The sequence below is a fragment of the Winogradskyella eximia genome, from assembly GCF_003386165.1.
In the GTDB taxonomy this organism is placed as follows: domain Bacteria; phylum Bacteroidota; class Bacteroidia; order Flavobacteriales; family Flavobacteriaceae; genus Winogradskyella; species Winogradskyella eximia.
Genome location: NZ_QRDV01000003.1, coordinates 24,875 through 38,705 on the forward strand (window position 1 = coordinate 24,875; position 13,831 = coordinate 38,705).

Annotated in this window: 8 protein-coding genes; all 8 read right to left on the reverse strand. The window is 32.3% G+C overall.

The window, feature by feature from the left end; translation table 11 throughout:
- Positions 1-15: 15 nt before the first annotated feature.
- The gene (locus DFQ10_RS08315; protein ID WP_115816957.1) at positions 16-615 is read right to left on the reverse strand and encodes a cytochrome c oxidase subunit 3; all 600 of its coding nucleotides are present in this window, start codon (positions 613-615) and stop codon (positions 16-18) included.
- Positions 616-1,509, reverse strand: coding sequence for a heme o synthase (gene cyoE / locus DFQ10_RS08320; protein WP_115816958.1), 894 nt, complete (start codon positions 1,507-1,509; stop codon positions 616-618).
- A 155-nt stretch (positions 1,510-1,664) separates the two neighbouring features.
- On the reverse strand, positions 1,665-3,773 hold the full coding sequence (locus DFQ10_RS08325; protein WP_115816959.1) for a gliding motility protein RemB: 2,109 nt from the start codon (positions 3,771-3,773) through the stop codon (positions 1,665-1,667).
- Between the two features lie 124 nt (positions 3,774-3,897).
- Positions 3,898-4,695, reverse strand: coding sequence for an energy transducer TonB (locus DFQ10_RS08330; protein WP_115816960.1), 798 nt, complete (start codon positions 4,693-4,695; stop codon positions 3,898-3,900).
- A 116-nt stretch (positions 4,696-4,811) separates the two neighbouring features.
- Positions 4,812-5,540, reverse strand: a complete 729-nt coding sequence (locus DFQ10_RS08335; RefSeq protein ID WP_115816961.1) for an energy transducer TonB — start codon at positions 5,538-5,540, stop codon at positions 4,812-4,814.
- A gap of 65 nt (positions 5,541-5,605) precedes the next feature.
- Complete coding sequence (locus tag DFQ10_RS08340; protein WP_181897608.1) at positions 5,606-5,950, reverse strand: VanZ family protein; 345 nt, start codon at positions 5,948-5,950, stop codon at positions 5,606-5,608.
- 10 nt (positions 5,951-5,960) lie between these two features.
- Complete coding sequence (gcvH, locus tag DFQ10_RS08345) at positions 5,961-6,341, reverse strand: glycine cleavage system protein GcvH (protein WP_115816963.1); 381 nt, start codon at positions 6,339-6,341, stop codon at positions 5,961-5,963.
- A gap of 60 nt (positions 6,342-6,401) precedes the next feature.
- Entirely contained in the window at positions 6,402-13,829 is a 7,428-nt protein-coding gene (gene sov / locus DFQ10_RS08350) for a T9SS outer membrane translocon Sov/SprA (RefSeq protein WP_449489486.1), read from the reverse strand.
- Positions 13,830-13,831: the final 2 nt, after the last annotated feature.

The window sequence follows — 13,831 nt, forward strand, 5'->3', positions numbered from 1 at the left end:
ATTGGACAAAAATAATCAAATTATATATCTAAAAAAATATAAAAACAAAAAGAGCACAAGCCAAAGCATATCTACGAAATGCCAAAAATTGGCTGCTAGTTCAAAACCCAACATATTGTTGGAGTTATACTTTTGTTTAAAATGATTATAAATTACGACAATGAGACATATTAACCCAGCTATAACGTGCGCTATGTGCAATACAGCTATCACATAGATGTAAGACATTGTAATATTACTCGTTGGGCCTGTGAAATTATATCCTGTTCTAATAATCTCACCAAAACCTACAAATTGACTATACACAAAGGCCACACCCAAACCTAATGTTACTAATAACCATAAGGTTACCATTTTTCTATTATTTTGTTTAAGTGCTTGTTTTCCTAGGATAAACGTTAAGCTACTCAATAAAATAAGTATTAAACTTATTAAAAATGCGTTTGGCAATTCATAATCAACTAACCAATCTTCATTAAGTCGTTGTTTACTACTTACAATAAAGGCACTTATTAAGCCAGCAAAAGACATAATTAATGAACCAATGCCAAACCACAGCATCATCTTTTTAGATCTGGCTGTTTTTTCTTGTTGTGTTCCTTGTGTTAAATCCATTTATCTCAAAAATTTATCTGCAACATATATAATTTGCAATAATGTGATATAAAATACGCTTGATAGCATGAGTTGTTTTGCCGCTTTTATACTACGAAGTTTAAATAATCTTAATGCATAAAACAACATTACCATACCAAGTATAAAAACGAGAATAGCACCAACAATAGATAATTTTAAATCTCCAGTGAATCCAAAAACAGGAATTATAGATGCGATAATTGTCCAAACACTATACATAATAATTTGTACAGCTGTTCCCTTATCTGGTCTACCTGTTGGTAACATATGAAAACCTCCTTTTTTATAATCCTCATGTAAAAACCAACCTATAGACCAAAAATGCGGAAATTGCCAAAAAAACTGAATAGCAAATAATGTTCCCGGTTCAATACCAAAACTACCTCTTGCTGCAACCCAACCTAACATAAATGGTATAGCACCTGGCAATGCACCAACAAAAACGGATAATGACGTTTTGGTTTTTAAAGGAGTATAAACACTGGTATATAAAAATATAGATATTGCACCATACATTGCTGTTTTAGGATTAATAATATATAAGGTAATTAATCCTAAAATTGTAAAAGATGTCGCGATTATAAACGCGGTATTTACCGACATCCTACCTGCAGGAATTGGCCTATTTTTGGTTCTATCCATTAGCGCATCTAAATCGCGCTCAATTATTTGATTGTATGCATTTGATGCTCCAACCATAAAATAACCTCCAAAGGCTAATAAAAGAAGTGTTGTAAAACTTATGGTTTCTGCACCTAGAAAATAACCAGCAAGTGAGGAAAACACAACACTTAGGGATAATCCCATTTTAGTGATTTCCTTAAAATCTGTTACAACAGAAGCTGTTGATACCGATGATTTTGTGCTACTCAAACTATACTATTTTTGTTCTTTTAAAAGCGAGTGTAAAGATAGATTGAAAAATGATTCTGACCAACGTTAAACTTTAGTTTTATATTTATTGAACAAGAGTTGCGATAATTTAAAAGAATACATCATTCTTTTCTAAGGCTAATAAAATCTATTTCTTAAAAATCCTTATACCAGTTAAACAAGTCTGTTCTTACACCAAAACTCACCCAAACAGTATTAGAATCTGTAGTTGAAGCTGTTACTGTATCTGGATTAAAATCCCTATAAATAATATTGCCAAATATTTTTAGATTGGTCGCTGGATTGATTAAATAACTAGCTTGTACTTCTGTCATAAAACTATTGGTTTTATTGCCTTGTCCAATTTCTATACCTGTATCTGCATTACGATCATTATAATCTCTATAAATATCACCTCCATAAGAAAAACTATCCTCATCCGTATTAAAGTCAAAACCTCGTTGTCCAATTATAAATTTAGCATCCGCAGACCATCTTTTGTAATTATAACGACCAATTAACACTAATTCTCTAAAATTTGCTCCCCAAAGATGCGCCATTGGTTGATTAAAATGACCATAATTAAGAATTTGAGTATTATGTGAATATGTATAAGGTCTAACACGATTATATTCTGCTTGAAGCAATAAATTATCAACCTTAAAGGCATTAAAGTATTTTGCTCCTAGTTGAAAGCCAAACTTATTTTTCCAACTTTTATCTCCCGCTTTTACATCACCTAATGAAAATTCGTCTAATATAAATTGGCCATAAAGGTTCAACTTATTATTCCATTTGTATTTAGAGCTTAATCCTAAAATTGCATTTCCTGCTCCTTGACCTGTTTCAAATTCTATAGCTCTAAAAAAGATAATTGGATTTAAATAATTAATATCAAAACCTCTTCCGTTTGTATCTGCCCACATTACAGATTCAAACAAACCAACATTTAAGCGTTTCGAAACATTCCAACTTAAATAATGATTTGCCATATACTTGGTTAAAAAAGCCTTATCAACCACTACTTCTGGTCTCACATCCTTTAGCCACATCCATGTACTTGTATACTTTATTTTCCAGAAAGTTGTATTCAACTTTAAAAATGGATAAGGACTAGCGACATCACTTTGAAACAATGAACGGTAACCATCACCAATAAAATTCTTACCATGACCAAACTGAACGTTTAAGAAATCTGCTGGTGTATAAGACAAATAAGCTTCTGCTACAGGATAATCATAAGAATTATCTTTAAATCTTTTCGCTATGCCACGACCTGGAATAATCGCTGGATCTGGCCCAAAAGCTTTTAAACTTTCTGCATAATGATTATAATAATCAGCAAAACGTCCTTGGCTCTCATAAACCGAAGTGGTTAAATTAAAGTGTTTACCTAAACCTGCTTGTATATATATACCTCTAGTATTATTATATGTAGAATTAAATTCTGCTTCACTATCTTTTCCTACTTGTAAATCTAAAATAGGATCTACCGTAAACCAATAGTCTTTTCCTTGTACTTGCACTAAATGCTCATTAAACAATTTTCTACCCAACCAAGTATCACCGTTAATGGCTAAACTCTCTTTTTCAGCTTTAATATCATAATATCTTGCAACATCACTATAAACAAATGGTTTTGCCGCTGTATGACTATTAGTACCAATAGCATTCATTTCTGCATCAAAACGCGCATAGTAAGCATGTGTAAATGGTACATTTAATTCGCTACTATATTCTAGATTCTCAAAGTTCTTTAATTCCTTATTTACATTATCAAATTCATTTGATAATGTCGCATTAAGACTATCTTTTTCTGTGAGTTTAACTCCGTCCGTTGCATTATCTGCTTTTCCTATTGGCTCAACTAAAGGTATCGCTATTGTAATACTATACTGAACAAATGTTGGATTTCCATTATAGGTTGCTGGTGTTATCTTAGGAAGCAAATCAAAAACACGTTTACTTTCATCTTTTAATGCATCATATATAGCATCTAAATAAATTACTTTGAACTCACCCTCTTTATTAACCTCAAACAATACTTGAACATCACCTTTGTAAGATTCATCTGTAACAACCTGAGGCACTTCAAAATTCTCGTAGATAAATGTATTTAACTTAAAATTAAAGCACGATTTTAATTGATCTATAGCTTCTGAATCACATTCATTAAAAACCGGAGGCTTTTCGTACGTTAATGTCGTTTGAGTGTAACCAATAGCGGTTGATAATAGAATAGCAAATAGCACTATGCGCTTCATATAAGACTAATTTTTAATGCACGAAAGATACTTAATTTTTTTAGTAACCTTAAATTGAAATTACACAATAAAAAACCGTTATTTTAAAAATAACGGTTCTTGATAATAATTTTGAAGATGTGATTTAATTTCTAGCATCAAATACAATTGGCAATGTATAAACAACACCTACAGGAACTAAACGTTGCAAACCAGGTTCCATTTTAGGAATTTGATTAATAACACGGTTTGCTTCCTTCTCTAATGCTTGATGAGGACCTCTAATTTTAACATCTGTAACATTGCCATTTTTATCAATGGTAAACTGAGTATGAATTCTTTGCTTTCCAGAAATACCATAATCGGCACCAATATCTGTATTGAATTTTTTGCCAATCAATTTTATGATTTTGTCTGACATGCATTTTTTTCGTTCATCATTGGTCTTCTTTTTTTCACAACCAGGATACACAGGTACTTTTTCTATTCTTGAAAAAGGCACAATAATCGCCTCTACTGGTTCATCTGGACCATCATAAATATCTCCAACATCAGCAACTGGCTTATCTGTAACCTTTGGCTCTTCGGGTGTTTTAATAATAATTTCTTTAACTGGTACATCATCTTCAACCTCTATAAACACATCTAGCAAATCTGAAGTTGGTATAGGTTCTGGATCCGTTGGTTTAATAACCTCAACTTCAAAAGGCTCTACGTAGTCAATAGAAATTGGGTCTACGAGTGCAGTATCTTCAACAAGATTGAGTTTAGTCTCTTGAAACTGCATTTCAAACAGTGCATAAGTGCCCAATAAACAAAGTATCAACCCTATTTGGAAATAAAGGATTGAGTTTTTTTGTAAATTTGCATCATGCTTTTGTGATTTCTTTACTTCAACATTGCTCTGACCAGCAATACCGAAGTCATTTTTAGAATTTTTCATAATACTATTATTTAAATGTTAATATTATGTCAAAGTCACAATAAGCATACCAAAACGAAAATCCCGCTCAATAATTTGAACGGGATTTTTATATATAAGAAAATTTTATCTAATTCTTAATCTTGTACTTGGAATACAATTGGAATAGAGAATGGCATAACCACTGGCTTACCTCTTTGTTTTCCTGGTTTCATTTTAGGCAATAAACCAATTACTCTTTTTGCTTCTTTCTCTAATCCTGGATGTGGACCACGAGCTCCAATGCTAGTAATGTTACCTGATTTATCTACTTTAAATTGAACGAAGATTCTTTTTTTACCTGGAGGTAATCCTAAATCACCTGCTAAATCTGTATTAAACTTTTTACCGATAAATTTATTTACCTTCTCGTTCATACAATCTTTCTTGGCAGCATTTCCTTTTTCTTTTTCACAACCTGGAAAAACAGCCACATTCTCAATCACAGAGAAAGGTACTTCTATATCTTCTTCTACCTCTTCTACCTCAACTTCTTCAACTTCAACAATTTCAGTTTCCATTTCTGTTTCTGTAGATTCAATAACGGTCTCTTCTACTTCTACTTCATCTTCTACAACTTCGATAATTTCTGGAGCAGAAGGTGGTGGTGGAGGTGGAGGTGGTGGAGTAACAATTTGTTCAGTAATTGGCACTTCTTCATCTAACTCATCATCTAAGTTAAGTGAGTCTGCGATAATATCTGCAGGATCATAAGTCTTATAATTGATAGCCATATAAGTAATGCCTAACATTAAGGCAAGACCAACAGCAAAGTATAATGAGCTGTTACGACTAACGTCCGATTTCGGATTCTTTTTAGGTTCCATAAATTTTTTTTTATTATAACATCGCTAATTTAACTAAATAATAGTAAAAAAAACAAGGCTTTAAGTTAATTTAATTTATCTACATTTATTTTAGTTGCAAATAATGTACCAAAAATTGCTCCTATACTGTTGGCTATCATATCATAAGTATCATAGGTTCTATTAGAACTAACCAAATACTGTAACAACTCTAAAATAAAACCAAGAAAAGCAGCTGCAAGAAAAATTAATACTGGAGTATACTTTGTATTAAAGGGCTTAAAGTAAAATACCCATAATAGGGCTAAACCAAAATAAGCCACAATATGATATATTTTATCATCGAATGATGACCCTAAACTAGGCACACCATTTAAACTGATTAAACTCGCAACAACTAAGGCTAATGTATAAGCTACCGCTATTAGCAATAGAATTTTTTTAACCACTAATTAGTGCTTTATAATCGTCTGCAGATAATAACTTATCTATTTGCGAAGCATCAGAGAATTTTAATTTAATCATCCAACCATCTCCGTATGGATCTGAATTTACTTTTTCTGGCTCATCTTCTAAACCTTCATTAAATTCAATAATTTCTCCCGATAATGGTAAAAATAAATCTGAAACTGTTTTAACTGCTTCTACAGTACCAAAAACTTCTTCCATATCTAAAGTTTCATCTAAGGTATCTACTTCTACGTAAACAATATCTCCAAGTTCGCTTTGAGCGAAATCTGTAATACCGATGGTAGCAATATCTCCTTCAATCTTAATCCATTCGTGATCTTTAGTGTACTTTAATTCTGATGGTGTATTCATCTTTAACGTGATATATTATTAATAACGCAAATGTAATTTTTTAATAGTTTCAATTCAAACTTAATTCCCAAAATTATAACGCAATGTTATTCCAGACCTAATAGAGGTTTGTGGGAATGAGGTTGAAATTGCAAAATCTGAAAATGTATAATCAAAATAGAAAATACCAGTTAGGTTTTTACTAAAAGCATAATCTGCAGTATACTTTACTCCCCAAATGGTCTGACCTGCGGTTATTTGATTGTTTTCTAGATCTAAATATCTAATAATAGTTTTATTATCTCTCACAGAAACATCTGCTCGCATGTTTAAATCACTAACAATAATTTGTTTTGGTCCTGCAAGTTGTGAACGAATTCTTAAATCCTTAAAACGATAACCCAAACCAAGTGTATATTCTTTTCCTTGAATTTCAGTCATTAAATTATTATCAAAACTTAAGGATAAGGTTCTATCCGTTTTAATTTCTGCTAAGACTTTTATTGAATTTTTCATTTCAAAGTCTAATCTAATTAAAGGACTAAATTGCTCTTCTAAATTAATATTACTGAATAGCGTTTTGTTTTTTAAATTTCCATTTAAATCTTGATTTTCAGTATTTACTGAACCTATACCTGTGCTTGAATCAACAACCAAATTATCAATCGAATTATCATAATCTAAATTAGTTCTAAACTGATTTATGGTATAATTAGATCTATAACCATGCTGAACAGAAAAACGTCTAAAGGTTTTCTTAAACCATGGAATTTTCATTAAGCCTGTATATTTTAATGTCCAATTCGGAATTGGAATATCTCGGAATGCACCAGTACTTACTTTTTCTGGATCTGAACCATGATAAGCTGATAAAAATGCTGGTAATAATACGCGTTGACTATTTTTCCCAAAACCTTCTGGGTAACCATCTTCATCTGTATTATATGTTGAATTTCCATAAAACTCTCTAGCTAAACGATTAGCAATTACCAATCTATTGGCTCTAAAATCATCAAAAGCAGCAGATTGATTTTCATCACTTTTACTAAAAGCAGTTTTAATGATTGCTGTAGAGATACTAAAGTTTCCAAAGGAATTTGGTGTATATGCCTGGTATTCATTTATTCCATCTCCATTACCATATCCTACATCATTGCCATCTGCATCTAAATAATCTCCTGCTCTAAAGTTTTCGGTATAATTATCAGCATAAGTTCTGTTACCCGTAAAATCTATTTTTAAGTCGCGCATTGGCTCAACGTTAATGGCATAATTTAAAGATGTATTTCTTACTTCCGTATACTGCTCATTAAAATCTGGAAAATCTGTTAACCAATTGTTTCTCGCTGCCAACCCTCTAATATCACCTTGTGCACCAAAAGTATAGCCAACTGTTGGCTTTAATGTTCCAATAAAACCAGGTGTTGGTAGATAACCTGGAAGAAAAGTTCCATTGTTTTCAGTATAATTTAACTGCACACGTTTTACCATGGTCACAATATCTATTACAGTATTATAAGCCTTTTTACCAGCACTTAACCTGTTTGGATCTTTAGCTTTTTCTTTATCTTCAATTGACTGATCTGGTGTTGCAGAACGTCTTGATGCTGCTGCACTTCTACCCCTTCCTCTTGTATTTTGTTTACCTTTTTTAACTAAACCTAGAGTTTTATATAGAGTCTCCATGTTTAGCGTAGAATTAATACTATGTGTATTAGAATTTTGAATAGAATTCCCTAAGTTATATGTCTGTAATACATCTGGTGTTGTTGGATCGTCATCTAAATCAACTTCAATCTCAAGTCCTTCATTTAAATCAGAACCTTTTTGCCATTGAAATGTTCCATTATAAGAATATGTAGCTTTTAAGAAACTTAATGCTGGGATTTTATATAAAGGCAATTCATAATTTACTTGAAGCTGTTGTGTTTGAAAATTTGGATCTCCTAAATCAAAAAAGCCATCCCAAACATTCAGGTCTGGATCTTGAAGTCCGCTAATGCGATCATCAATAAAATAATTACGAACAATATTAGTATTGGCTGCCGTAAAGTTTAAACTTAAGGCATCTGTAATATTATAATTTATGGCATACTGAAAATCAAAAGTATAATTTCTTCTAAATAATTCTTCAATACCAATATTACTACCGCCTAATTCTACTTCTCTGAATTTCTGTTTACTAAACTGTCTGTTTATGTCTGAATTAATCGAAAAACTAGATGGTAATAAATTAAGGTTAAAATCTTTTAAAATTTTCCAATGTTTACCTGTAAAAAGAGAATCGTTCTTTTTAAAAGGTTCAATTTTTAAAGGTTCAAAAGCGTAATTATAATTAGCACCTGCCCTAACCGTTTGATCTAAGGCGTTTTCAATTTCGAAATCACGATGTTCTACCTTATTATAAGAATAGTTTAATGTTAAGTTTTCTACATCGTAAAAATGCTTTTTAGAATCGCTTGCTTTTTGTTTCCTAACTCCAATAAAATTAATGCTTTGACGCTTAGTGTAATCCTCAGATTGTTCTCTTATTCTATCTTCTTCTTCACTTGAGCTGGCCGCATCTATTCGAGACTCTAAAGTAAGATCATTATAAAACTGATCGAATTTTGGTGTTACCAACTCTTCACTTTGTGCATAATTAAACGGAATCTGAACTCCCCATCTTTTTGGTAATAATTGTCCTAACTGTACATTAGTAACGACATCATATTGTTTTACGTCTTCTAAACTACGTTCGTTTGGTCCTTGTTCTATACCTCCAAAACCAATAGTACTTCGTCTTCCTGTAGCACTAATATCTGCAAAATCGGCAATTCTAGTGTCCACACTGGCTACTGCTGCCCAACCTCCTTCATTTTCCATGTCTGACATTCGCAACTCGTTAAACCAAACTTCACCACAAACGTTTTCTTGAGTTACTGCAAGATTACTATTTTTAACACCAATCATTAACACTCTAATATCTCCAAAGTTTGGATTACCTTTTATAGCAATACGTTGTTGTTTAGCGCTTGTTTCAATATCATTGTAAGGTATTTCTTGTGGATTTGTAAACCCAGTTTCATTAAGTTCTCCATCCAACACATTATAAAATGTAGGATTTTCATCACTTAAAGTTCCAGCAGAAATACCAAGTGCTTTAATTTTTTGTAAAAACTCTAAAGGTATATCTATCTCATTTTCATCTGGCCATACTTGTTCTGGAGAAGCAGTAGATCCTGTATTAGCTGAAACTAATAATGGTACTTCAATTTGATAATAATTCTGAGTAAAATCATTACCCATTCTTATAAATCCAACCATTTCTCCATTATCTAGTTGAGCTCCATCTTGAGGTTCAGCATGTATAAACATGCGTAGTTTCTTGTACTGACGCATATCTACATTAATATTTTTATACACACCACGCGAATCTGTTGGTTCTAACTCACATGCTTGTAACACTAAAGATTGTTCGTTCTGTCTTATAATACTATTATTATTATTAAGTTCCTCTTGAGCAACTCCTGGTGGAATTTCATAACCGGCATTATCTTGCACACTAACAACACCTACATTAAATTCTGCATTTGGACTATCATTAGTTGTATCATTATCTAAATCTAAGGTGTAACGTCTCCAATCACTACGAACTAAATCTAACGTTGCAAAACGCAATACTGTTTTTTCTGTAAAATCCGATACATATAAACGAGCAAAACGAACTGAACGTATATCTGAAATACCACCTACACGTTGTGTTTCTTCGTTTATCGGAATTCTAAATTGATACCATGTTACATCCCTCTGAGTACCATTTGGTAATGTTACCGATCTTGGTTGTACATCATTAATTATTGGATTGTTAATGTTAAGCACATTTGGTCTTATATCTATTTCATACTCAAAATAACTATCAATTGTATTCATTGTGTTATCTCTATTGAGATCCTCTACATCTGGTTGTGTTGTAGAACCTCTATTGGTATCAGAGAACGTATCTGGTGTGTTACCTTGTAATCCATTATACTTTTTGTAGCGCTCAAAAATATCACCATCCGTATTTAAATAATAGCTATAGTTATCATTTGCTGGATCTTCACCAAAATTATTAGAACCAAAAAGAGTCGTTAACATTTGTGCTTCGTCTGCATCATCATAACCATCTAACCCAACATCTTGATTGGTTCTTTCATCACCCGTTGTTGCAAACGTATAGATTAAAGATTGGCTTTGCGGAACTATATAAGGATTTGATAATGTTGAAGGAGCTAGCTGAATTGTTGATATATCTCCATCGTCTGGCAAACCATTTTCATATTGCTTTTTTCCATCTTTTAATACATCTTCAGATATGTTACCTAGATTAATAAATAATTTACCACCTGTACTACTTGGATTATCTAAAAACGGATCTTGAACCCAAAATTCTATGTATTCTACATTCGCTTGTTCAAAATCGGTAGATGTAATCTGTCTTGTAATACCTGCCCAACTTGAATTAGGATCTAAAGGATTTCCATTAGCAGCTGCTGGATCAAAATTATAAGGACCACGTTCTGTAGGGTAATAAGTTAAATCTAAGGTATTTATAACTGTTGTTTGTCCTTGTACAATATCTTGATCAAAAATTTCATTAATAAAAATACGACGTGTATATAAATCTGAAATATCATCGTCACTAATACCACTTGGGCTTTGGCTACTATAAAAAATAGGATCAATAGTGTACCAGTTTAAAAGTGCTCTATCAAAACCATTTTGAATTCCCGGACTATCTTCATCATCAAAGCCTACATAAACCTCACCTCTATCTACAGGACGACTAGATAACGACCAAGATAATGGACTTAATAAATCAATGGCTCCTTGGGTACCTTCAAAATCGTCAATATAGGCTGTTGCTTCACCATTAAAATCTGCACCTTTTGAAGATCCAGGAAATAAATAAGCAAATTCACCTCTTAAAGATAAATTTGAAGGGACATCTGTATCTATATTTGGTAGTTTGTTTACCATTCTTGTTAAAAATGGAACTTCCGTTGAGTAATTTCCATTGAAACCGAAAATAGTATTATTAATAGGTTCAGAGTTATAATTCGCCTTCTGAGTAATAGGCCTCTCATTAAGGTTTAATAAGGTTGTACCAATTACAAAATTCTCATTAAATTGATGCTCTACATTAATCCCAGCAAAACGCTTAGTTTGTTGACCAAAAACAGCGTTATTTTCTACAGAAACATTAATTGGAGTATTTGACGCTTTTAATGCTTCGTCTAAAATCTCTACGCGTCCCAATTGATAATTAACCGTATAATCTACACCCTCCACAAGTGTACGTCCACCTGCAGTAACCACAACTGAACCTCTTGGCACATTAAAAGCACCTATAGGAATACCACTATCTCCTCCACTACTTTTAAAACGCCCTTTTATTTGGAATTTATTTTTTTCAGCCTCATCTAATGCTGCTGTTTTAGTCGATTTATAAAGTATATCGTAAACGTATTTCTTTTGATTTTCGTTAAATCCAATTTGAGTATCAGCAATATCCTCATAATCCTGATCGTTATTACTTGGGTTATTATCATTATCTAAAACATCGAATAAATAACGTCCAAAAGGTTCTACTTTGGTAAAAATTATCTTACCATTTTGTGATAATACTGTTTGACCTTCAACATAATCAAAGAAACCATCACCACGTTCTTGTGGATCATTATTAAAATTTAAGCGATCTAAATGAAACAACCGAATAAGCGGAGTACCTTGAATTAAATCTCCCTCCTCTGTAGTAGGTGTTATAAGATCACCATTAACATCTACACCAAAACCAGCAGCCTCGTTAACTGGTGTTATATAGTTTAAAGAAGAAGATTCAGTATAAAATATATTAAGTTTAAAATCTTCTGCGCTAAGTTGAAACGCTCCAGTATCGTAGATATTTTTCATCATTAAACCCCAAATTGGCTGACTTACATCGGTAACTGTACTTTTCAGCATTTTTAAGATTAAACTTTGATTATTAATGATTTGATTTCCTGTTACACTTTCTTCTACGTCGGTTGCCTCTACACCATCATTGGCAAATTCACCAACTTGAAACACCTGACCTCCTATGGTATATTGAAATGCAACAGCCAAAACTTCATCATTTTGTAGACGTTGACTTAAAGAGATATAACCCAATTCTGAATTTAAAATATACTCTTGACCTTCTGTTAATTTTCTTGCCGATTCTAATTTGCCATAATCAAAACCTTCATTGACGTTTACATTTACTCCTCCTTGTATATTTGTAATATTTCTTACTCCCTCATTTAATAATGAACCTGGCCCTCCAATATTAGTAGGGTCAAAATCATTATTTTTATTATTAGGTTTTGCTCCTGGACTATTAACAAAGTTGGCTGGAAGTGGATTTATACCAATATTTTCTGTCTCAGATTCTCCTAAATCTTGAAATGCAACAATATTTCTTACATTTTCTGTTTGGTTATTTCTATTGGTTACCCAAACCTCCGCTCTTGTAATTTGAAGTCCTTGATTGTCTATATAAGGGTATTGTTTTAGAGCTTTGTCATAATTTTCTCTAAAGTAATGCGCTAAGAAATAGTGCCTATTTTCATCATAATCTCTAGCAAAAAACTCAAATTCTTCAACGGTACCTCCACCTTCTGCAACCACAGATGTTGATTGAGACTGTTGTTCTGCATATACTGCTGTCACTTTAGTTTTACCAAATTGTAATTCGGTTTTAACACCAAAAAGACTTTGCGCTCCAGTTATTAATGAACTATTTAATGGCATATTTACATTACCAACTTCAATTTTTCTAATGATATCGTCTTCTGTTGGTGTATATTCTAATTTTACAACCTGTTGAAAATCGAATGTGGCTTCTGTATCATAATTTGCTGTTACCTGTAACCTAGTTCCTACCTTACCCAACAAACTGAGACTAATTCTCTGATCAAAATCAAATGTAAAATTGGTTCTGTTTCTTGGTGAAAACGCAGGATTATCTTGTTTAGAAAACAATACTCCTAAATCGACTTCTACAGAACCTTGTGGAACAACATTGATAGTATTTCCTCCAAAAATAGTTTCAAACAATCCTGAATTCACATAAAATTCTGGTAATAAATTCTTCTGATCTTCCTCTGACCCTTCTTTTTGACCAGCTTGGGCATCAGCCATTCTCTTGTAATACGCTTTTAATTTTTCTTGTAATACCAGCTTTTGAAATTCATCTGGAGTTAAAATTAAAGGGTAATTAATATTAAACTTCCCTATTTTTTCTGTGTAGATATAGCGATCCAAAATAGGATCGTAGGTATATTTTGTAACAATGCTATTTGGATTAGGCATATTTAATTTACCAAAAGCATACGTTGTTTTAGTTGAGTCTTGTTCTGTTTCAGTTTCAGTTTCTTGTGCCAAAACGGTATTACCTATTAGCATCATAAAAGCTAATACGAAATAAAACCGAATAGTATAGTGTTGATTATGAGGAGTTATATTCAATT